Genomic DNA, 22,284 nt, shown 5'->3' on the forward strand with positions numbered 1-22,284 from the left:
GGAAGTGTGGTTGTCGGATTACGGCCCGTTGGGCCTAATCCGACCTACATGATCCATGGCGGTAGGTCGGATTAGCGAAGCGTAATCCGACAAACCATCCTGAACGACAATCACCGCCGCCGCTGAAAATAAACGCTCAACCCTTGCCCCATTAAACTCTGCACCTCGCTCCCCAGTGCCTCTGCCTGAATCTGCTGCTGTACGGGCTTTGTGGCCAGGCTGTGGCCGTCGGTGTCCCGCGCCTTGACCAGCTTCCACTCCACCTCATTGCTCACCAGGGCCATCAGTTCCTTTAACTGCCCGGTGTCCTGCTCGCAGAACCAGCGGTCCCGGCAGCCGCCCAGGCCGTAGAAGTCGGTTTCAGATACCAGCGACTGCCACATCGGGTCCTGACGGTTGGTGAGCACCATTTTGCGGAGCTGGCGCAGGGCCGTGCGGGTGGGTTTCAGGTTGTGCTGGGCAACCAGGTGACGGATCTGTTTGTCGCCGTCGGTCTGTTCATCAACGGCGGTGTGCATGTGCACCACGGCACCGTTGCCGGTGGCGGAGCTGACCAGGGCGGCCAGGGATACGTCGGTCATTTTTGCCGAGGGCAGGCGGCCAATTTCGATCCAGTGTACTTTGTGGTCATCGGCCACGAATCGCTGGGCGATGGACCAGGGCCAGAAGACGATGTTGTCGATGCCCATTTCCCCGGCCAGCCTCGTAGCCTTGGCGATATTGGCCAGGGACTCGTCCACAGCGATGACTTCCACGTCTTTCAGGTAGTGGGCCAGCTCCATGGCGCGCTGGCCGGACTGGGCACCGCAGACCATGATGCGCAGGGTGTCTGGCAGCTGGTCGGTGTTCATGCCCAGTTCCGAAGCCATCATGGTTTTCAGGCTGGATTCGGTACGGTATGCGAGCTTTGACCAACTGGGCCAGGCCTGGGGTACATCGGTTTTCTCCAGGCACAGTTCTTCGGCTTTTTCATCAAAATTCTGTTTGATGGCTTCTTCCGAGGCGCGGTTGTAGTAGCTTGCGGCCATTACTGGCTGCAGGGCGACGGGCCAATCCACCAGGTTCCAGCGGCCAAGCTGAACCGCGAACTTCTGGTGGAACATGGCGCCGTACATGGCGCTGATGATCAGCGAGCCAATCATGCCGTCCTGTTCCTCGCCCATGGCCAGTTGCGCACAGATGCTCTCATTAATGGCCGAAACCAGGCGCTCCTCGTCGTCTTCTGCGGTCAGGGCGTAGCCGGTGCGGTCTGCATACAGGGCCAGGGCGAGTGCCAGTGGCTGGAGTTCGTCCCGCAATTCAACGGTTTGAGCGACTTCGGCAATGATAGCGCGGCGAAGCAGGGTGACCAGTTCTTCCACGGCGGGATCCGGCATCAGGGTTTTTTCCAGGGCCAGGATCAGCAGTTCGTCTTCGCTGGCGGCGTCCAGGGCGACCTGGGCGTTCGGATTTTCCAGGTCATATTGTTGGCGGATGATGGCGCCCACGAAACGACCGATTTCCTGGTGGGGCAGGCCGGTGTGGCGCAGCAGGAGAATGGCATCCCGAGCCAGCTTTGAGTCCGCTTTCTGCACGTCCAGCTGTTCGGCGCAGGTGAGCATGCCGCTATAGATGGACGGCCATTCCAGGCCCATTTCCAGCAGTTTTCGGTAATGCAGGTAGGCCACATCAAACTGGCCCTGCAAGCGCTTGGCATGGGCAACCCCGCAGAAAGCGGCGGCGGATTGCCGGTCCATCTCCAGGCCCTGGATGAAATACTGCTCCGCCAGGGCGGGGCGTTCGGAACGGATGGCCCAGTACCCCAGATTGGTAAACTGCTGCGGTTGCGACGGATCCTGGCTCAGGCTGTCTGTGAACAGGGTATGCGCTTTCTCGAGGTGGCCCTCATCCAGCTCCACGCGCCCAAGCAAGCCCAGCGCTGCGGTATTGCCCGGTTCCTGCGCCAGGATCTCTCCCAGATAGCCCCGGCATTCATGCCGTGCCTTGACGCGCTGAACCAGCGATACCGGGCTGTTGGACTCCCCATAGGCGAGGTTAGCCTGCAGCAGGAGCCGCGAGATATGAGCCTTTTGTGCATCTGTGGCGTGGATATTGTGCTGTGCTTGCATGGGACACCTCGTAAAACCCCGCCGCGGCAACCGAGCGGCAATGGTCTGCAGTTTTTTGACGTTTTGCAGTGCTTTGAAGGAAAGGTTGCGAAACCCATGCCAGTTTGAGGCAACCCGTAGGTCGGATTAGCGAAGCGTAATCCGACAACCCAGGCCTGATAACTACGGTGGCTGGCCCGGCGCCGGGGATCCCTTTTCTTTGGAAAAAGAACTCGCTGCGCTCAGACACCTTTTTCTGGCAGAAAAGGAATCCCCGCCCCCGGGCCGATTCAGGCTTTGGTGGTAACGTCGGCATTTGTCGGATTACGCTTTACTAATCCGACCTACCTGGGAACCATCGTGCCAGGGAGTTGTAGGTCGGATTAGCGAAGCGTAATCCGACAAAACAAACCAAAAGAAAACTCCAAAACGAAACAGCCGGACTCAAAGCCCGGCTGTTTCGTTCGTTTACTTCAGACCGATACTTAGCCCTGCAACAACTGCAACACCTGCTGCGGCCTCGCATTGGCCTGGGCCAATACCGAGAGGCCAGCCTGCTGCAACACCTGGGTACGCGCCAGCTCTGCACTCTCCGCCGCAAAGTCTGCATCTCGGATTCGGCTGTTGGAGGCCGACAAGTTTTCCGAGGTGGTTGCCAGGTTGGCGATGGTGGACTCGAAGCGGTTCTGCACGGCGCCGAGCTCGGCACGGAAGCCGTTGATCTTGTCGAAGGCGTAGTCGACTGCTACCAAGGCCTGCTCCGCTCCATCCCGGGTATCAATTGCCAGGTCGTTGACGGCTACGGTGTTGTCAGCAATGGTGGCAGTGTATGTTTCGTCAATTCGTGGTGTGACGCCATCATCCGCCAGCAGGTCAGAGCTGGTCAGTGATACTTCAAAGGCTTCGCCAAACTGAGACGAGAAGATTATCTCGTCATTTTCGGAATTGAGGTTGGCACGTACACCCGTATCTACCGTTCTGGCGTTCACTTGAGACACGATGTCGTTCAAGGATGTCGCATCAACGATTGAAAATGCCAGACCGTTGATGTCCACATCAAATGTGGCAGTTTCCCCGGATTCAAAATACTCTTCCAGAGATATCGGAGTGTCCGCTATGGCAACATTGACCGTCTCGGTATAGCTGGCAGCATCATCGTCATCCACAACAGCGAATACCGCATCGAATGCTTCGCTCCTGGTGTTGGAAAAGACCAATTCCCCGCCACTATTAGCGCTTACCGAAATTCCAGTCAGTGCCGTGTCGCCTCCGGCAACGGCTGTATCAATTTCACCCTGGATGGCGGCCGCCAGGTCCTCAGGTGTGTTATAGGTGCTGTCGGCAAGGGTCAGCGTCGTGCCATTGACCGTGACGGTGTCGTTCCCGCCAGACGTTGTAATCGGAAAAGTCAACGTAGCCTGGAGGTTGGTCGAGCTGGTTTCGACAGCTTCGTACCCGGCAGTAATGTCCGAAAGGCCGGCTGTGTTCTCGATCACAGAGCCAATCTGTGAACCCCTGGAATCCAGCCCGCTTATGCCGATGGTCTCACCGGCATTGGCGCCTACCTGGAAGGTTTGCTCACCAAAAGTGCCATCCAGAACTTTCAGTCCATTAAAGCTTGTCTGGCTGGCAATGCGGTTTATTTCTTCGATCCGCTGTTGCACTTCCTGATTCAGCGCCTGGCGGTCCGATGTGCTGTTGGTGGCGTTGGCTGATTGCACCGCCAGCTCGCGGATGCGCTGCAGGTTATTGGTCACTTCAGCCAGTGCACCTTCGGCGGTCTGAGCCAGCGAGATACCATCGTTGGCATTTCGCTGTGCCATATTCAGGCCGCTGATCTGTGCCTCAAATCTGGTAGATATGGCCAGGCCTGCTGCATCGTCTTTTGCAGAGTTGATCCTCAGACCGGAGGAGAGTCTTTCGAGAGCCTGGTTGGCCTGGCCCTGTGAGGTGTTCAGATTTCTTTGCGCGTTCAGCGACGCAATATTGGTGTTAATGACCTGGGGCATTTCTTTTCTCCCTGCTCAGAGATGCCGGTAACCCGGTGCCCGATCAATATGGACGCCTTGCCGGCCGAAGTTCGTTTAATTGCCGTTTTGCAGAGGGCGAAGCGAAGTACGTGCCAGTTTTATCGATTATTAACTAACGATCTGTTTCTAAAGAAAATAAATAAGTCATCGGGATAGGAGGTGCCTTAGGGTGGCCGTTTTCTGGCAGTGGAAATCGGAAGTGAGTTGCCGCTTTTACATTCCCTTACAAATTCCAGACACATTTCTCTAAAGGATGCGAAAGGGGCGCCGTTAAGCATTGCAACAGGGAGGCGCTCCTAAACCAAAAAAACGGGCGCCACACCTTTTCCATGAAATAACGACAACATGTCGAAGGAGAAGCAATATGGCTCTCGGTATCAACACTAACGTGGCTTCACTGTCTGCTCAGAATCAGTTGAGCGATTCGCAAAAAATGAATGATCAGGCACTCGAGCGTCTCTCATCTGGTCTGCGTATTAACTCAGCCAAAGACGATGCCGCTGGTCTCGCGATCTCTACTCGTTTTCAGTCCCAGATTTCAGGCCTAAATGTGGCGCAGCGTAATGCCAATGATGGCATTTCTCTTGCGCAAACTGCAGAGGGGGCGCTGGACGAAATCACCAACAACCTGCAGCGCATCCGCGAGCTGGCTGTTCAGTCCGCAAACGCTACCAATAGTGCCTCGGATCGAGCAGCGCTGAACCAAGAGGTAAGTCAACGAGTTGAAGAAATCGACCGCATTGCCTCTCAGACGTCTTTTAACGGGTTAAAAGTTCTGGATGGCAACTTTGGCGTAGCAGATTTTCAGGTTGGAGCTAATGCTGGCGAGACAATCTCTGTAAACCTCAGCCAAGGCGCTCGGGCAAACCAGATCGGCCAGATTGCAGAGGAAACTAGTGGCAGGGGCACCTTTGGCACTGCCTTGACCGGAACGGGCACGATTCAAGTTGGCTCAGGCGAAACTTACAACATTGGCGGCTCTGTTGCGGGTACCGAGGCTGGCCAGTCTGTGAGCAGTGCCTATGCTAAAGCTGAAGCGATAAAGAGCGCAGGGATTTCGGGGTTGACTGCTGAGGCAGAGAATACGGCGACGTACGACATCGCAGCTGTTGTTGGTGATGACGCCGACTCTTACGCTTTGGATATCAACGGTGAAACGATATTCTCCACCACCGATCTAACCGCGGGCATTTCTGCTGAGCAGGTGAAGAATGCCATCAATGATGCATCAAGCAAGACCGGCGTGACTGCTTCGTTGGACGGAGGAGCTCTGACCCTTACATCTGTCGATGGGCGTGACGTCACAGTGAATCAGGAGCTTACTGAAGGTGCTGGAACCACGCCCGTTGCGGTTGCAGGTGGGCTTACTGTTGGCACAAACGATTCTGTGTTGGGAGCTACGGCTGGCGCAGTAGCGTCTGGCGCTAATACCAATGTTGGCACGGTTACGTTGAGCGCTTCTGAAGCGATTGAAATTACTGGAGATGGGGCAGCTCTGGGCTTCTCATCGGCTGGTTATGTGATTTCAAAGGATACGTCTACTCTCAGCAATGTTGATGTTAGCGATGTCTCGGGGGCCAATGACGCGATCAAGCGTATTGACTCGGCGCTGACCTCTGTCAATGGGTTGCGTGGTGATCTTGGTGCGATCCAGAATCGATTTGAATCCACTATTGCAAACCTTGCAACAACTTCAGAAAACCTGAGTGCCGCCAACAGCCGTATCCTGGACGCCGACTTCGCAGCAGAAACAGCGAAGCTGTCCAAGTCCCAGGTACTGCAGCAGGCCGGTATCTCGGTACTGGCACAGGCCAACGCGCGGCCTCAGCAGGTTCTGTCCCTCCTGCAGTAATCGGGGCATAGCGGCACAAGCCGGGGCTTTTCTGATAAAGAGAAGCCCCGGTTTAACGCCGTTTGAGGATAGCGAGGTAAAGCTATGAATGACGTTAACCTGAACAGCCCGGATTTGAAGCTGGTTCGTTCCAGTGAACAGGCTCCGGTAAGGGCAATGTCGTCATCTCAGGCCGAAGGCAGGAGTGCCTCAGCCCAGGTAGCACCTTCATCGGCTGGCCGTTCGGACCGTGTGCAGTCTCCCAGTCAGGCCCCCAATCAGGCTGAGCAGCCTTCGAAAGCCGAGCGGCTCGAGACGCGCAACGAAGCCCGGCGGGAGCAACTGGATGACGCGGTGTCGCAACTGAACGATTTTGTTCAGACCGTCCAGCGGGATTTGCAGTTTGAGGTGGATAACGAACTGGGGCAGACGGTTGTGAAAGTAGTTGACCAGTCTACCCAGGAAGTTATTCGGCAGATTCCGGATGAAGTTGCATTGAGGTTGGCAGAAAACTTGCAGCAGGATGAACCGCTGACGTTGTTTAACATCAAGGTGTAGAGGCTTGCCGCTTTTCCCCTGATGTAAATGACGGACTTTCAGCACCGCCGCACCCGAGAGGGGCCGGCGGTGTTCTGCGTTTTGGGGAGATGGGCGGCAGGAGTGCTGGTTACGTGGTGTTACAAAAAAGCGGAAGTAATGGGCAAAGTTTTGCCGCCTTTTGCCGATAAACTGAACAGTATCGAATTTCGCCCCCTTGAGGAGGCATGGTTATGGCAAGCATCTCATCGTTAGGTATTGGCTCAGGGGTTCTTAACTCGGACCTGGTGGATCAGTTGGTTGCTGCTGAACGCAAACCCACTGACACCCGTCTGACCCGGCAGACTCAGCAGAATGAGGCGCTTTTGTCTGCCTATGGCAAGCTCCGCAGTGCTGTAACCGAGCTGCGCCTGCCCATGCGCCAACTCAGCTCACCGGATAACCTGAAGGCCTTTTCTGCGTCCTCCTCCAATAGCGATATCGGGGTGTCAGTGGACAGCACCAAGGCCAGTCGGGGCACCTACAGCGTTGAGGTGACCAGTCTGGCATCTGCGCAGGCTCTGGCCTCCCAGGCGGTATTTGCAGACCGGGACTCGACCAGCGTTGGCCAGGGAACCCTGAAGCTTTCTGTGGGCGACAAGATCACCAACGTTACTATTGATAGCAGCAATGATTCGTTGCAGGGGCTGGCGAATGCCATCAATGAATCCGATGCCGGGGTTTCCGCCGGTGTGATTGATACCGGCAACGGTTACCAGCTGGTGCTTTCTGCTGACGAGACCGGCACCGCCAACTCTGTCAGTATTTCTGTCAGTGGTGATAGCGGTGGCACCAATACCGATAACGAGGGACTTTCCCGCTTCGCCTTCAACGACACTATGGACCCGGGCGCGGGCCTGCAGGAAACCATTGCTGCCAACGATGCGGTGATGAAGGTCAACGGCGTTGAAGTCACTCGCTCCTCCAACACCTTCGAAAATGTGATCGATGGCCTCACCTTTGATGCCACGGCCCTCGGCACGTCGACTGTCAAGGTGGAGCAGGATCTGGGCGCGGTGGCGGATCGGGTTCAGGGCTTTGTCGACAAGTTCAATGCTTTGCAGTCCACCATCGACAGCCTTGCGGGCTTCAACGCAGAGTCGGGCACTGGCAGCTTGCTGACCGGTGATTCCACCGTTCGCAACATTCAGAACCAGCTGCGGAGCATTCTTACCCGTGTCGTGCCGGGTATGGAGAATGCCAGTATACGTAGCCTGGCGGATGTGGGTATTACCACTGACTGGGAAACTGGCGGGCTCGAGTTTGACCGGGACAAGTTTGAAGAGCAGCTCAAGGCCAATCCGGACGATGTTACGGCGCTGTTCGCCGAGCAAGGCAGAGCCTCTGACGGCCAGGTTGAGTTTGTGCGCAGTGGCCTTGACACGGAACCGGGAAAATACGACATCAACGTGACTCAGGCGGCTACCCGTGGCCAGCTTGTGGGCGGCACTGCGTTGGGTAACAGTTTTGACATTACCGACACCAATGATGAGCTGGCCCTGACTGTAAACGGCGATATTACTGTGAATCTGGCGTTGACGCAGGGTACCTATGCCGATCAGCAAAGCATGCTGGACGAGATTCAGGCCCAGCTGGATTCCAATAATGCACTGAACGCGGCCGGTGTTTCGGTGCAGGCCGGGGTGGACGGCGCAGGCAACCTGAGCTTCACCTCTTCCAGCTATGGCAGTGAGTCCAGTGTTTCGCTGTCTTCTGCGGAAAATGCGGCTACTTTCGGGCTGGACACCAATGCCAGTACCGATGGACTGGATGTGGCCGGCACTATCGATGGCAGGACAGCAGAGGGCGATGGCCAAGTCCTGTTTTTGTCCAGTGATAACGGTGGGGCATCCGGTCTGCAGGTCCGGATTCTGGGTGACCAGACTGGTGATCGTGGTTCCATCAACTTCATTGAAGGGGTTGGAGAGCGCACCGTGGACCTGGTCACCAGCATGGTAGGTGCTGGTGGCGCCTTCGAATCCCGTACCGACAGTCTTAACCGGGAACTGGATCAGATTCAGGAAAGCCGCACCAGGCTGGAAGAGCGGGTCGCAGCCTACCGGGAGCGCCTGGTGAGTCAGTTCAGCGCTGCAGATGCCCTGATTTCCCAGCTCAATAGTACCCGGGACTACGTCACCCAGCAGCTTGCTGCATTGGCGCCACAGAACAATCGCAATAATAATTGATGATTATTGCTTGAAAAGCGAATAAAGAGGTTACCTATGAACGGTTTGCAGGCATACCAACGGGTCAACACCCAGACCAGCATCACTGATGCGGACCCACACAAGCTGATCCATCTTCTGTACAACGGCGCCCTGGAGCGCATCAACATGGCCAAGGCCCGTGTGCAGGCGAAGGATTTCGAAGGCAAGGGCAAGCTGATTTCCAAGGCCATCGAGATCATCGGCGGCCTGCGGGGCTTCCTGGATTTCGAAAAAGGCGGTGACCTGGCCGTTCGCCTGGAGTCACTCTACGACTACATGGAGCGCACCCTGTTTGAGGCCAACGCCAAGAACGACGTCGCCAAGCTTGACGAAGTGGCTGACCTGTTGCGGTCTATCAAAGACGGCTGGGACGGTATCCGCGAAGAGGCGACTTCGCTGCAACAGCAGGCGGTGTGATTGCAGTTGGTCAGCCGGTTTCCGGTTTTGATACAGACGTTGTGAAGGTGCCGGTGAGCGCCATCAGCCAGGCAGTGGAGTTAATTTCACTGGGGCGGATTTCGGCGATTCTGGCCAGAAGGGCGCGCTTTACATGTCCCGGGCCTCAAGCCGGCCAGAGGTCGCCCGCAAGTTCAGTGCAGCCATTGATGAGATGGAAGCTGACGGCGAGCTTCACCGTATTTTCTATAGCAACGCGGCCAGCGCCTACAAACACGACACCCTCCTTTCCGCCCAATAGCCATTCCCCCCGCGGTCCCGTACAATATGCGGCTTATTTTCGATACATCCATTCTGTTCAGTCTGGAGCAAGGGCATGTCTGATATTAAAAAGGTGGTGCTGGCCTATTCCGGTGGCCTGGATACCTCGGTAATCGTTCGCTGGTTGCAGGATACCTATGAGTGTGAGGTGGTGACCTTTACCGCCGACATCGGCCAGGGTGAGGAAGTGGAGCCGGCGCGCACAAAGGCCAAGGCGCTGGGCGTCAAGGAAATCTACATCGAGGACCTGCGCGAGGAGTTCGTGCGCGATTACGTGTTCCCGATGTTCCGCGCCAATACCATCTATGAAGGGGAGTACCTGCTCGGTACTTCAATTGCCCGCCCGCTGATCTCCCGTCGTCTGATTGAGATTGCCAATGAAACCGGCGCGGATGCGATTTCTCATGGCGCGACTGGCAAGGGCAATGATCAGGTTCGATTTGAGCTGGGTGCTTACGCGCTGAAGCCGGGAGTGAAGGTGATTGCGCCCTGGCGTGAGTGGGACCTGAACTCCCGCGAGAAGCTGCTGGCCTACTGCGACGAGCGCAACATTCCGGTGGAGAAGAAGAAGGGCAAGAGCCCGTACTCCATGGATGCCAACCTGCTGCACATTTCCTACGAAGGCATGAATCTGGAAGACCCCTGGGCGGAAGCCGAGGAAGATATGTGGCGCTGGAGTGTGTCTCCGGAAGCTGCGCCGGACACGCCGACTTACGTTGAAGTGACCTATGAAAAGGGCGATATCGTGGCCATTGATGGCCAGGAGATGAAGCCCCATGTCGTGCTGGAGACCCTGAACAAGCTGGCCGGTGACAATGGTATTGGTCGCCTGGATATTGTTGAGAACCGCTATGTGGGCATGAAGTCCCGCGGCTGCTACGAGACCCCGGGCGGTACCGTTATGCTGCGTGCCCATCGTGCCATTGAGTCCATTACTCTGGACCGGGAAGTGGCGCACTTGAAGGACAGCATCATGCCGCGCTATGCGGAGGTGATCTACAACGGTTACTGGTGGTCGCCGGAGCGTGAGGCGCTGCAGGCGCTGATCGATCAGACCCAGACCTATGTGAATGGCACGGTGCGGTTGAAGCTTTATAAGGGCAATGTGGATGTGGTCGGGCGGAAGTCTGACGATTCGCTGTTTGATGAGAAGATTGCGACCTTTGAGGAAGATCAGGGGGCGTATGACCAGAAGGATGCTGAGGGCTTTATCAAGCTGAATGCCTTGCGCCTGCGTATTGCTGCTGGTAAGGGGCGCAAGCTTTAAAGTCTGGATCCGGGCCTGATGGGCTTGGAGTAGTCGCCAGGCAGGGACCGCTTTTCAGGACACGCTACGAGCACATCCATGTGCGCTTGACGTTGGCCATCCTTGGCCAACGACAGTCCTGAAAAGCGGTCCCTGCCTGGCTTTCCAGAGCTTGGTATTGCCTGCCCCGAATTCCTTCACGTTCTTGAAAGCCGGCATTGGCCTTGATCGTTCTGGCCTTGGTTTATACCGCTTTTAACTGGCGGAACTCACCCGGGGTCTTTCCCGTTTCTGCTTTGAACTTCCTGTGGAACGATGTGGTTTCGCTGTAACCCAACCTCAACGCTATCTCCGGTATTCCCAGATCGCTATTGGCCAGGAAGTCTTCCGCCATGGCCTGCCTGACCTCGTCCAGTAACTGCTGATAGGAAACCCCTTCCTGGCTGAGTTTGCGCTGTAGTGTTCTGCTGGTCATGCCCAGGTGGTCGGCAACCATGTCCTGCCGGGTGATGCCATGCATGAGTTGTTTGCGGATGCTGTGTTTTACCCGGTGGGTGAGGGCGGTGTCGGTGTCCAGGGTGGCGAGTTGGCTCAGGGCGTGGGCTTCCAGTGTCTTTCGGAGGAGCGGGTCGGGCTGGCGTAAGGGGGTGTTCAGCAAGTCCTTGTGCAAAACGATCGCATCTTCACCGGCGCGGAATCGGACCGGGCAGCCCCAGCGTTCGGTGTAGGCGCTTTCCAGTTCGGGGCCGGGAGAGGGGTGTTCCAGGAGCACTTCCACCGGGGAGGCGGTGGTGTTGTCGGCCAGCCAGCGGGCGTAGTTGATCCAGGAGGCAAAAACGTTGTCCACCATGTGGGGCCGGACGATCGGGTCGGTGTAGTTGCAGGCCCAGATCAGTTTGATGTGGTTGTCGCTGGCGGTGAGATGTGTCGTGCCCATGTCACCCACCAGTTTTTCAAAGGGCGCAATTCTCGTTACGGCTTCGCCAAGGGTTGCACAGCTCATGGTGATATATCCCAGAACGCTGTAGGACCCCGGCTGCACATAGTCCCCGGTTTCCAGACCGAGAATGGAGTTGTTGGTTTCCTCTACCAAAAGTCGGATGAACGCCTGGAATTGCTCCCCGTTTAAACGCCCGTCGTCGGTTTTGAGAATCGACGAATCAAGCCCGGCTTTTTGGAATAGCAAAACGGTATCAATGCCACGGGCATCGGCGGCGCGTACGTACTGTCTAAGGGCGGCAACGGAGGCGGTTCCGAGGGTTTTCATGGTTACGGCAACTTCTTGGGGTTATTGTTGGCAGAAGTATACCGGAGTTTGAAACGAAAAAAGCCAGCTAGAAAGCTGGCTTAAAAACAAGGAAAGAACGAAAGTGCCTGAAAAATTCGTTAATTCTGTGGACTCTCCCATTTAGCGGCGGAGGTACAACTCGGCTCCTCCGCCATGGGGGATACTGCTTGAATCCACAATTTCAGAATAGGGCTTTCGGGTGGGGAAGTCTGTTTGTGATGTGTGTCTTGGTGTTACGGAGTGTGTAGGCGGAATGGGGGAGCTGGTGGGGTGTTTTGTCGGATTACGGCTTCGCCTAATCCGACCTACGGGTGCCGAGGTCAGACAGGGGATGTAGGTCGGATTAGCGAAGCGTAATCCGACAATCCAAGTTAAACCTTCTCCCCAATCTCCGGCCTGGTCTCCGTAAACCGTCGCGTCTCATACGCATCCACCAACCCCTGAACCGCCGCCCGCTCCATCTCCTGCACGGATGGCGTACCATTCTGGGCATCCGCCCGGCAAAGCACCATGCCGGCTTCAACGGATATATAACCTGCGGTGGTCTTCAGGGCCTTGTGGTTAATCCCATCAAACACCCGGCGAAACGCCGTTGTGGAGCAATGGTCACTGTTGGGAAAGTGGGCAATGATGGCGTACTGGTTGTCGCCAGCACGGCAAAGGGAGTCCATGGGGCGGATCAAGTGGCTGAGGCGGCGGGCGATGCCCACGGCCAGTTCGCTCATCACTGAAGGCGCATGCTTGCGCTTGAGCTCCTGCCAGTTACGGATGCCACAAAGCACGTAGGCTGAGGCCCCGCCGCGGGATTCAGCCTGGCGCAGACACTTGCCAAGCTTGTCGCGGGAGTAGCGGTTGTTGCACAGGCCGGTTTCCAGATCAATGATGCTGCTGTTCTCCAGCTCCCGGTTGTTCTCGATCAGCAGGGAATTGGCTTTCAGGAGCGTATTCTGGCGGTCTGCCATGCGGTCGGCAGCGAAGATCCGGGGGATCAGCTGTTTGGTCATGTCCGACTTGTAGATGAAATCATCAACGCCGCGGTCGAAGGCTTCAGACAGGGCTTCCACACTCTCGCGGGCGGTGAGCAGGATTACATAGGTATAGTGGTTGTTCTGCTCGTCCTGCTGGCGTACCTGGTCGGTGAGCTCCAGCCCGTCCATCTCCGGCATCAGCCAGTCAGCAATCAGCACGCTCACCGGGCGCTGGTCGATAAACTCGAGCGCGGCGGGTGCATTGTTAGCGATTCGCACGTCGCGGTATCCTGCATTGCGGAGGGTGCGGCCTACCACCATGCTGCTGAATTTTGCGTCGTCTACCACGAGAATGGGAAGGTCAAGATTTGGCATTGTTATCTACTACTCACCAGTCCATTGTCAGATGCGGTGCCGCCCCGGTCTTGGTATGCTTTGGCACCTTATAAAACCAGAGTGCAACCAGAAGGGCTCCAGTATAGCGTTTTGTGCGTGCCCTGACGCGGATAATTGTAAAAAGTGAGAACCCACCATGCCTTCTTTTGACATAGTTTCTGAAATCGACATGCACGAAGTCACCAACGCCGTGGACCAGGCCAAACGCGAGCTGGGCAATCGCTGGGACTTCAAGAACGTGGAAGCGGACATCCAGCTGGACGACAAGGGCATTACCATCAGTGCCGAGCAGGAATTCCAGCTGGAACAGCTGATGGACATGCTGCGAATGGCCTTTGCCAAACGCAACATCGATGCCCGGGCGCTGGCGGAAGATGGCGAGAGCAAGTCCGGCAAGCTCGTCAAACAGCATCTATTACTGAAGCAGGGCATCGAGACCGACATGGCCAAGAAGATCGTCAAGATGATCAAGGACGGCAAACTGAAGGTCCAGGCCAGCATCGAGGGCGACAAGGTGCGGGTCAAAGGCAAGAAGCGTGACGACCTGCAAACGGCGATTGCCCTGCTGAAAGAAGCCGAGCTGGACGTGCCGTTGCAATTCAACAATTTCCGCGACTGATTCGGGGGCTGAACCATCTTATCCGGCAGCAACCTGGCACTGCTCAGGGAATCCGTTTACACCTATACCCGCTGGCAGGTCATCGCGCTCCTGTTTCTGGGCTTTTCCGCGGGCCTGCCATTCCTGCTGGTATTCTCGACGCTGAATGCACGGCTGGCGGATGTTGGAGTGGAAACCGCTACCATCGGGTTCTTCAGTTGGCTGGGCATTACCTACTCGATCAAGGTGTTCTGGGCTCCGGTGGTGGATCGGGTGAAGCTGCCCATCCTCGACAAACTGCTGGGCAAGCGCCGTAGCTGGATATTGCTGGCGCAGGCAGGCATTGCTACCGGTCTTTACCTGATGGCGCACGTTGACGCCACCGTCGCGCCGGAAATGATGGCGTTCTGTGGCCTGCTGGTGGCTTTCTCCTCTGCCACCCAGGATGTGGCTATTGATGCCTACCGCATCGAGATTGCCGAAGAGCGGCTGCAGGCGGCGTTGGCGGCTACCTATATCTTCGGTTACCGACTGGCGCTGCTGGTAGCCGGGGCCGGGGCCCTGTACCTGGCGGAATTCTGGTCCTGGCAGGTGTCCTACGAGGTGATGGCGCTGCTGGTCGGCGTGGGTACGGCGACTGTACTCATCGTGCGGGAGCCCGCAGTCAATCACTTCGCCGCCGCCCAGGACATCGCCGACAAGATCGAACACGAAGCCAGCAAACGCACCCACCTGAACCCTCGTCTGGCGCGGTTTATCGGCTGGTTCTATGCTGCGGTGGCCGGGCCGTTCCTGGATTTCTTCCGCCGTTACAAGGAACTGGCGATCCTGATTCTGGTGATGGTGGCGGTGTACCGCATATCGGACATCGCCATGGGCGTGATGGCCAACCCCTTCTACCTGGACTTTATGGGCTTCTCCAAAACCCAGGTGGCGGATGTGACCAAGATCTTCGGTTTCTTTATGACCATCGCCGGCTCTCTGGTAGGTGGTGTGCTGGTAGTGCGCTATGGCGTGCGCAAGATACTGCTCACCGGGGCTATCATGACGGCGGCCACCAACCTGTTGTTTGTGGTTCTGGCGCAATACCCCCCGAATATCGCCACACTGGCGCTGGTGGTCAGCGCCGACAACCTCAGTGGCGGTATCGCCAACGTGGCACTCATCGCCTGGCTCTCCAGCATGACCAGCGCGGCCTTCACCGCAACCCAGTACGCGCTGTTCAGTTCGTTGATGACGTTGCCGGGTAAATTTATTGGTGGTTTCTCGGGCATGGTGGTGGCCGGCTTCGGATACGGGGAGTTCTTCCTGGTGGCGGGGCTGATGGGCATACCCGCTATACTGTTAGCCTGGTTTATGATCCGCAAAGGCGAACGCCTGGATGCCCTCGCACCCCGCAACGAAGAAGTCGAAGACGAACCCCGTAGGTCGGATTAGGCCTTCAGGCCGTAATCCGACACCTGATAGCCTGATGGGTCTGGTGGCTGGCCAGGCGGCGGGGGTACCTTTTCTTTGGAAAAAGAACTCGCTTTGCTCAGACATCTTTTTCTGGCAGAAAAGGTACCCCCGCCGCCAGGCCGATTCCGGCTTTGCGGGTAATGTCGGCAATTGTCGGATTACGCTTCGCTAATCCGACCTACGATTTCCCAGGCGGATGGATCCCGCGTAGGTCGGATTAGCCGAAGGCGTAATCCGACAACCCAAACCTAAGCCAAACTCCAAAACACTATGACCGAACCCACCAAAGACCAAAAAATCTGGCAAGTCGTCGCCGCCATCCCCGCCGGCAAGGTCGCCAGCTACGGCCAGATCGCTGACATGGCTGGCCTCGGGCGCCAGGCTCGATACATAGGCAAGGCTCTGGGCAAACTTCCTGAGGGGCACTCTATTCCCTGGTATCGGGTGATCCGAAGCAATGGGCAGATCGCATTTCCCATCGGCAGTGAGGCGTTTGAAATTCAGGCTCAGAGTTTGCGGGAGGAGGGGGTTATGGTGGTTGATGGCAGGGTGTCGATGCGGGAGTTTGGGTGGCGGCCGTAGGTTTTGGGGGTGATTTTTGGGCTTGTGTCGGATTACGGCCCGGAGGGCCTAATCCGACCTACGTAGACCCATTGCGGTAGGTCGGATTAGCGAAGCGTAATCCGACAACTCACAGGCTTACTCGCTCCCAACCCCCTCAAGCTCTGCTTCATTAATTCCCCAATCCACCGGCAAAACCCCCTCCCTGACAAACCGGTGAAAACTCGAGTACGGCCAATCAATCGCGCGTGCCACATAGCCGTGTTTGACAGGGTTGTAGTGGATATAATCAACATGCCGGTTGAAGTCGTTTTCGTCCCTGATGGTGTGTTCCCAGTAGCGCTTTTGCCAGAGTGATTTGGGCTTGCCGGGTTTGCCCGTTGAGTGCTGCTGGAAACTCTTGGTGAATCCGCCTTTAACCAGGCGCCACCGGGTGGAGTAGTTGGTGTCATCGGCTGGTAACGTCCAGAGGCAGTGGATGTGGTCGGGGAGGACAACCATCGCGTCGATGGTGAAGGGGCGGCGGTTGATGACGTTGCGGAGGGTAGTTCGCAGGCGTTGGACGGCGGCGGGGTTGTTGAAGAGTGGGGTGCGGTTGGCGGTTACGACGGTGAAAAAGTAGGTGCCGCCAGGGAGGCGGTTGCGGCGGTAGTTCATCATACGTCCTTGTATGGTTTGGTGGTGTTTTTGGGTTTTGGCAGTTGTGTTTGGCATTTGTCGGATTACGCTTTGCTAATCCGACCTACGTTAATCACGGAGTGCAGTCGGGCAGGGGGTGGAGGTATTTTTTCTGCCGGAAAAAGGTGTCTGAGCGCAGCGAGTTCTTTTTCCGGCAGAAAAAATACCTCCACCCCCTGTCCAGCCCCCAAACCCGCAGGCAAGGAAGGCCAGTACAGGTCAGAAGTTAGAGCCTAAGCGCCCCGTCGACTTCGATCATCCGCCCGGACATGTAATCATTCTCGAAGATAAACGCAGCAGCGGAGGCAATTTCCTCTGGCTTGCCCATGCGCTTCAGGGGAATGCCGGCGGTCATTTTCTCCAGGGCTTCCGGCTTCATGGAGGCGGTCATCTCGGTTTCGATAAAGCCCGGTGCGATGCCCATGCAGCGGATGCCGTTGCGGGCGAGTTCCTTGGCCCAGACCGGAACCAGGGCTGAAACACCGGCCTTGGCGGCGGAATAGTTGCTCTGGCCCATGTTGCCGGCGCGAGAAATAGAAGCGATGTTGATGATCACGCCCTGGTCACCGTTCTTGATCATCTGCGTGGATGCCTCGCGGCCGCACAGGAAAACGCCCGTCAGGTTCACATCAATCACCGCCTGCCACTGGGACAGCTCCATGCGCTTCTCTACCTCGCCGTCCTTGCCCTTGACCATCAACCCGTCACGCAGGATGCCCGCGTTGTTGATCAGCCCGTTCAGTTGGCCGAAATCCCTCACGATGGTTTCAAAAGTCCTTTCTACGTCCTCTTCCTTCGCCACGTTACAGACGTAGGTTCTGACGTCGCCACCGGCTTTGTCGCATGCAGCCGCAGCTTCTTCCAGCTTTTCCGGCATCAGGTCGATCAGCGCCAGGCGGGCGCCTTTGTCGGCCAGGTATTCAGCCATCGCACGGCCGAGGCCCTGGCCGCCACCGGTAATTGCAATCACGGAATCTTGAAGTTTCATGTTTTGCCCTAAGGTAATGAATAAACAAGCGAGGCGAGTATACCAGAGCTGGTTACTGCCGCCGCAATCAGACACAGCGCACCCCGGGAGGCTCTTTTGGGCGTTTTTCTGTTTTTATTCATCGTCATGCCCATTGTGGAAATGACGATTCTGATCAAGGTGGGAACCCTCATCGGCGCCCTGAATACCGTAGGCCTGGTATTGCTGACGGCCGTTATTGGTGCCGCGTTGTTGCGGCAGCAGGGGCTCGCAACGTTGCTGAAAGCCAACCAGCGACTCAATAGCGGCGAATTGCCAGCGAGGGAGGTCGCTGAAGGACTGATTCTGGCGGTGGGTGGCGCCTTGCTGCTGACTCCCGGCTTTGTAACCGACACCATTGGCTTCCTTTGCCTGATTCCGGGCTCCCGCCACTGGCTAGCCGCCCAGGCACTCAAGCGCATGGTGGTGGCCGGCCAGGGCAGCAGTTTCACCTTTACCGCCGGCCAGCGCGGACCGTTCGGGGGCCAAGGGCCTTTTGGTGGTCGTGAGAGGCCGTTTGGCCGTCAGAGCCCCTTCGACCGGAACGGTGACATCATAGAGGGGGAGTATCGGGACGAAACAGAGCATGACCATCAGCGCCTGGACCGCAACGATGACGATTCGCCGGAAAAAAAGTGAAAATTTTTTGCGCCAAGTATTGAAAACGAATGCGCCACCCCCACATAGGTCTCACAAGTTCGCTGCGGGCCAATAACCGCTGTAAAACAGTTGGTTAAAAGCCCCGGCTTTTAACGCAACCATCATTGCCAAACCTAACCTGACATTGGAGATATCGAGCAATGAAAATACGTCCGCTACACGATCGTGTTGTCGTGCGCCGTAAGGAAGAAGAAGAGAAAACAGCTGGTGGCATCGTGCTGCCGGGTAATGCCAAAGAGAAGCCGTCCCAGGGTGAAGTTATCGCCGTAGGCAACGGCCGTATTCTCGACAATGGCGAAACCCGTGCACTGGCGGTCAAGGTTGGTGACACCGTAGTCTTTGGTCAGTATGCCGGTAATACCGTGAAGGTTGACGGCGAAGACCTGCTCATCATGAGCGAAAACGACATTTTCGGCGTTCTCGAGTAAGCACTCGGTTACGCAGCAATCCGATTGAACGAACAAATTGGGTTTAACGAACAGGAATAGAAGACATGGCAGCAAAAGACGTTAGATTCGGTGACAACGCCCGTAAACGTATGGTTCAGGGCGTTAACGTTCTGGCAGACGCAGTAAAAGTAACCCTGGGCCCGAAGGGCCGCAACGTGGTTCTGGACAAGTCCTTCGGCGCACCGACCGTCACCAAGGACGGCGTATCCGTCGCCAAGGAAATCGAACTGAAAGACAAGTTCGAAAACATGGGTGCCCAGATGGTCAAGGAAGTTGCTTCCCAGACCAACGACACCGCAGGTGACGGCACCACCACAGCGACCGTTCTGGCTCAGGCGATTGTTCGCGAAGGCATCAAGGCTGTCACAGCCGGCATGAACCCGATGGACCTCAAGCGGGGCATCGACAAGGCGACCATCGCCGCTGTACAGGCCATCCGTGACCTGTCCAAGCCCTGTGACGACAACCGCAACATCGCGCAGGTTGGCACCATTTCCGCCAACGGCGATGAGACTATCGGCAAGCTGATCGCAGACGCGATGGAGAAAGTCGGTAAAGAAGGCGTCATCACTGTTGAAGAAGGCCGTGGCCTGGAAGACGAGCTGGACGTCGTTGAAGGCATGCAGTTCGACCGTGGCTTCCTGTCTCCGTACTTCATCAACAACCAGGAAAACATGTCCACCGAGCTGGATGATCCGTACATCCTGCTGGTCGACAAGAAGATCTCCAACATCCGCGAATTGCTGCCGGTGCTGGAATCCGTAGCCAAGGCTGGCAAGCCGCTGATGATCATCGCTGAAGACATCGAAGGCGAAGCCCTGGCGACTCTGGTTGTGAACAACATGCGCGGTATCGTGAAAGTGGCTGCCGTCAAGGCACCTGGCTTCGGTGACCGTCGCAAGGAAATGCTGCAGGACATCGCCATCCTGAGCGGTGGTACTGTGATTTCCGAAGAGGTTGGCCTGACTCTGGAGAACACCACTCTGGACGATCTGGGTACAGCCAAGCGCATCAACATCACCAAGGAAAACACCACCATCATCGATGGTGCCGGTGCCCAGGGTGATATCGAAGCCCGTGTTGAGCAGATTCGCAAGCAGATCGAAGACAGCTCTTCCGATTACGACAAGGAAAAGCTCCAGGAGCGTGTGGCCAAGCTCGCTGGCGGTGTCGCCGTCATCAAGGTTGGCGCCGGTTCCGAAGTGGAAATGAAAGAGAAGAAAGCCCGCGTTGAAGACGCCCTGCACTCCACCCGCGCCGCGGTTGAAGAGGGTGTTGTACCGGGCGGCGGTGTGACCCTGATCCGCGCCATTGCGGCCCTGGACAAGGTAGACGCGATCAACGAAGAGCAGAAGGCTGGTGTGAACATCCTGCGCCGTGCCATGGAAGCTCCGCTGCGCCAGATCGTAACCAACGCCGGTGGCGAAGCCTCCGTCGTGGTGAACAAGATTCTGGAAGGCGAGGGCGCTTACGGTTACAACGCCTCTACCGAAGAGTTCGGTGACATGCTGGAAATGGGTATCCTTGACCCGGCCAAAGTCACCCGCTCCGCACTGCAGGCCGCTGCTTCCGTTGCTTCCCTGATCATCACCACCGAGGCGATGATTGCGGATGAGCCAGAAGAAGAAGGCGCCGGCGGCGGTATGCCGGACATGGGTGGTATGGGCGGAATGGGAGGCATGGGCGGCATGATGTAATGCCGGCCTGACCCGGACTGTTTCTCATTTTTTGAGGAATGGCCCCATAAAGCCATAAAAAACCCCGCGTCGGTTCACACTGACGCGGGGTTTTTTGTTTTTTTGTCATGAACTTGCGAAAGGGCTTTGTTAGACTCGGCAACCGGCCATTTATCTTTGTGACACTGTATGAGCGAAACCCCCGCAAAAGCCTTTTTCAGACCCGGCAAAGTCTTCCTGTTGACCCTTGCCGGTGTGCTGATTTATCTGGTTGCGTTGGTGGTTCTTGTTCCTGCCGGCTGGTTATGGCACCAGGCGTCGGCTCACATTCAACTTCCGCCGGAAGTTCAGGTCAGGCAGGTATCCGGTAAGGCCTGGTCTGGTGCCGCTGGTGCCGTGGTGGCCGGCTATCCTGTCCGGCTGGAGTGGCAGCTTGGCATGCCATCTCTATCAGGATTGTCATTACCGGTGGGTTTTTCGCTGGTGACTTCACAATCCTCGGTTGATGGTCGTGTCAGTCTTGGCTGGCAAGGGGCCGGTACTCTCGATGCAAGGGGCCGGCTGGCAGTCGCCGAATTTGAGGATATGATCCGTCGCAGTGGCGGCGCGGTGATCGAGGGGGACGTCACCATTGACCAGCTTGTGCTGTCCTGGCAGGACGGCCGTATCACCGGTGCTGACGGGCTCGGCCGCTGGGCAGGTGGTAAGGTGACCTGGCCCATGGGGAACAGCGTTGGGCAGGCGGATTTTCCGCCCATGCGGGCGACCCTGGACAGTACCGCTGACGGCGTTGCGCTGGTGGTGGCGCAGCAGGGCGGTGACGGCCCCGCGGCGGATGCCGAAATACGCTGGAATGGCATGATGGATTTAAGGGTATACAAGCGCATGGTGGATCTGGCCGGTCAACCATGGCCGGACTCCGCCAGCCCCGACGACGTGGTGTTTCGGGTAAGGCAACCACTGATTCCCGGAGGCGCCCTGTGATAGCAGTAGCGTCTGCGTTTGGCGGCCAGCGAATTCCGCGTATGCTGGCCAATCTGTTACTGGTTGGTTTGGTGGTTTATCTTGCCTTGGTGTTGGCACAGACTACATGGCTGATCGCCTGGGACGAGCGCCCGGTTACGGTGGCGTCGTCCGCTGCAGGTGCCTCCGGCATCGCTGCTGCAACAAGGCGATTGCAACCCCTGGCTGCCCACCAGTTGTTCGGCAGACCTGCGGAGCGGGCCCGGGTAGCTGAAGTGGTTCGCCGCTCGGCACCGGAGACTCGGCTTAACCTCAGGCTTGAGGGTGTACTGGTAGCAGAGCGCCCGGAAGACTCCGGTGCTATAGTGGCGGGAAGCAATGGCGTAACAGAGCATTATCGCGTGGGTGATGTCTTGCCCGGCAACGCAGAGCTTTCGGAGGTGGAACCTGGCCGCGTTCTGATTCGTCGGAATGGCCAGTATGAAAGCCTGACCTTTGATGATGAAGTGCCAGCAGGCCTGGTTGAGGATGTGGAGGAAGAACCGTTAGCTTCTTCCCCGGAACAGTTCCTCAGTGATGCCAGGGAGCAGCTCGATTCCCAGGGTGTTGCCGCCCTTGCGCCCTATGGCCTGAGCCTGGCGGGCAATGACGGCAGCTCCGGTTACGTATACGATGGCTCCAATGCCATGCTCAATGCCGTCAGCCTCAGGGCCGGTGACGTGATTACTGCCGTCAATGGCCAGCGCCTGGGTGATCTTGAGCAGGACATGGCGCTACTGGAAAATTGGCGGTCTGAACCGCAACTGGAAATCGAAATCGAACGGGACGGATCCATTCTGACCGTAAGCTATGCCATACCTGAACAGTGGCGCTGAACGGATTTAACAAT

General features: G+C 57.0%; 20 protein-coding genes. 14 read left to right on the forward strand and 6 right to left on the reverse strand.

What is annotated here, in order from left to right; translation table 11 throughout:
* Nucleotides 1-110: 110 nt before the first annotated feature.
* Nucleotides 111-2,108, reverse strand: a complete 1,998-nt coding sequence (locus tag QPL94_RS09830; protein ID WP_285357083.1) for a tetratricopeptide repeat protein — start codon at nucleotides 2,106-2,108, stop codon at nucleotides 111-113.
* A 464-nt stretch (nucleotides 2,109-2,572) separates the two neighbouring features.
* On the reverse strand, nucleotides 2,573-4,096 hold the full coding sequence (locus QPL94_RS09835; RefSeq protein ID WP_285357084.1) for a flagellin: 1,524 nt from the start codon (nucleotides 4,094-4,096) through the stop codon (nucleotides 2,573-2,575).
* A gap of 385 nt (nucleotides 4,097-4,481) precedes the next feature.
* Here QPL94_RS09835 and QPL94_RS09840 point away from each other — a divergent pair, with 385 nt between their 5' ends.
* The 6 genes from QPL94_RS09840 to QPL94_RS09865 all read left to right on the forward strand — a co-directional run bounded on the left by QPL94_RS09840 (nucleotide 4,482) and on the right by QPL94_RS09865 (nucleotide 10,715).
* On the forward strand, nucleotides 4,482-5,969 hold the full coding sequence (locus tag QPL94_RS09840; protein ID WP_285357085.1) for a flagellin: 1,488 nt from the start codon (nucleotides 4,482-4,484) through the stop codon (nucleotides 5,967-5,969).
* Between the two features lie 84 nt (nucleotides 5,970-6,053).
* The gene (locus QPL94_RS09845) at nucleotides 6,054-6,506 is read left to right on the forward strand and encodes a flagellar protein FlaG (RefSeq protein ID WP_285357086.1); all 453 of its coding nucleotides are present in this window, start codon (nucleotides 6,054-6,056) and stop codon (nucleotides 6,504-6,506) included.
* Between the two features lie 212 nt (nucleotides 6,507-6,718).
* Entirely contained in the window at nucleotides 6,719-8,710 is a 1,992-nt protein-coding gene (gene fliD / locus QPL94_RS09850; protein ID WP_285357087.1) for a flagellar filament capping protein FliD, read from the forward strand.
* A 36-nt stretch (nucleotides 8,711-8,746) separates the two neighbouring features.
* Nucleotides 8,747-9,148, forward strand: coding sequence for a flagellar export chaperone FliS (gene fliS / locus QPL94_RS09855; RefSeq protein ID WP_285357088.1), 402 nt, complete (start codon nucleotides 8,747-8,749; stop codon nucleotides 9,146-9,148).
* 133 nt (nucleotides 9,149-9,281) lie between these two features.
* The gene (locus QPL94_RS09860; RefSeq protein WP_285357089.1) at nucleotides 9,282-9,428 is read left to right on the forward strand and encodes a hypothetical protein; all 147 of its coding nucleotides are present in this window, start codon (nucleotides 9,282-9,284) and stop codon (nucleotides 9,426-9,428) included.
* 75 nt (nucleotides 9,429-9,503) lie between these two features.
* A complete protein-coding gene (locus tag QPL94_RS09865) occupies nucleotides 9,504-10,715 on the forward strand; it encodes an argininosuccinate synthase (RefSeq protein ID WP_285357090.1) in 1,212 nt (403 codons plus the stop codon).
* 223 nt (nucleotides 10,716-10,938) lie between these two features.
* Here QPL94_RS09865 and QPL94_RS09870 read toward each other — a convergent pair whose 3' ends face one another.
* Together QPL94_RS09870 and QPL94_RS09875 are read right to left on the reverse strand one after the other, a co-directional pair.
* Entirely contained in the window at nucleotides 10,939-11,961 is a 1,023-nt protein-coding gene (locus tag QPL94_RS09870) for an AraC family transcriptional regulator (protein WP_285357091.1), read from the reverse strand.
* A gap of 392 nt (nucleotides 11,962-12,353) precedes the next feature.
* A complete protein-coding gene (locus tag QPL94_RS09875; protein WP_285357092.1) occupies nucleotides 12,354-13,325 on the reverse strand; it encodes a response regulator in 972 nt (323 codons plus the stop codon).
* A 157-nt stretch (nucleotides 13,326-13,482) separates the two neighbouring features.
* Here QPL94_RS09875 and QPL94_RS09880 point away from each other — a divergent pair, with 157 nt between their 5' ends.
* The 3 genes from QPL94_RS09880 (at nucleotide 13,483) to QPL94_RS09890 (ending at nucleotide 15,984) form a co-directional block, all read left to right on the forward strand.
* A complete protein-coding gene (locus QPL94_RS09880) occupies nucleotides 13,483-13,965 on the forward strand; it encodes a YajQ family cyclic di-GMP-binding protein (protein ID WP_285357093.1) in 483 nt (160 codons plus the stop codon).
* Between the two features lie 39 nt (nucleotides 13,966-14,004).
* Nucleotides 14,005-15,381 carry an AmpG family muropeptide MFS transporter gene (locus QPL94_RS09885; RefSeq protein ID WP_502881542.1) on the forward strand — a complete coding sequence of 459 codons (1,377 nt, stop codon included), beginning with the start codon at nucleotides 14,005-14,007 and terminating at the stop codon, nucleotides 15,379-15,381.
* 291 nt (nucleotides 15,382-15,672) lie between these two features.
* A complete protein-coding gene (locus QPL94_RS09890) occupies nucleotides 15,673-15,984 on the forward strand; it encodes an MGMT family protein (RefSeq protein WP_285357094.1) in 312 nt (103 codons plus the stop codon).
* Nucleotides 15,985-16,101: 117 nt separating this feature from the next.
* Here the strand turns inward: QPL94_RS09890 and QPL94_RS09895 are convergent, their stop codons facing one another.
* Nucleotides 16,102-16,623, reverse strand: coding sequence for an REP-associated tyrosine transposase (locus QPL94_RS09895; protein ID WP_285357095.1), 522 nt, complete (start codon nucleotides 16,621-16,623; stop codon nucleotides 16,102-16,104).
* A 244-nt stretch (nucleotides 16,624-16,867) separates the two neighbouring features.
* Nucleotides 16,868-17,629, reverse strand: a complete 762-nt coding sequence (locus QPL94_RS09900; protein ID WP_285357096.1) for an SDR family oxidoreductase — start codon at nucleotides 17,627-17,629, stop codon at nucleotides 16,868-16,870.
* Nucleotides 17,630-17,725: 96 nt separating this feature from the next.
* Here QPL94_RS09900 and QPL94_RS09905 point away from each other — a divergent pair, with 96 nt between their 5' ends.
* From QPL94_RS09905 to QPL94_RS09925, 5 genes are all read left to right on the forward strand, one after another.
* Entirely contained in the window at nucleotides 17,726-18,286 is a 561-nt protein-coding gene (locus QPL94_RS09905) for an FxsA family protein (RefSeq protein WP_285357097.1), read from the forward strand.
* Between the two features lie 161 nt (nucleotides 18,287-18,447).
* Nucleotides 18,448-18,735, forward strand: a complete 288-nt coding sequence (gene groES / locus QPL94_RS09910; protein ID WP_007155569.1) for a co-chaperone GroES — start codon at nucleotides 18,448-18,450, stop codon at nucleotides 18,733-18,735.
* 65 nt (nucleotides 18,736-18,800) lie between these two features.
* Complete coding sequence (gene groL, locus QPL94_RS09915; RefSeq protein ID WP_285357098.1) at nucleotides 18,801-20,453, forward strand: chaperonin GroEL; 1,653 nt, start codon at nucleotides 18,801-18,803, stop codon at nucleotides 20,451-20,453.
* 168 nt (nucleotides 20,454-20,621) lie between these two features.
* Nucleotides 20,622-21,416, forward strand: a complete 795-nt coding sequence (locus QPL94_RS09920) for a type II secretion system protein N (RefSeq protein ID WP_285357099.1) — start codon at nucleotides 20,622-20,624, stop codon at nucleotides 21,414-21,416.
* A 41-nt stretch (nucleotides 21,417-21,457) separates the two neighbouring features.
* On the forward strand, nucleotides 21,458-22,270 hold the full coding sequence (locus QPL94_RS09925) for a type II secretion system protein N (protein ID WP_285357894.1): 813 nt from the start codon (nucleotides 21,458-21,460) through the stop codon (nucleotides 22,268-22,270).
* Nucleotides 22,271-22,284: the final 14 nt, after the last annotated feature.

It is taken from the genome of Marinobacter sp. SS13-12 (genome assembly GCF_030227115.1).
In the GTDB taxonomy this organism is placed as follows: Bacteria; Pseudomonadota; Gammaproteobacteria; order Pseudomonadales; family Oleiphilaceae; genus Marinobacter.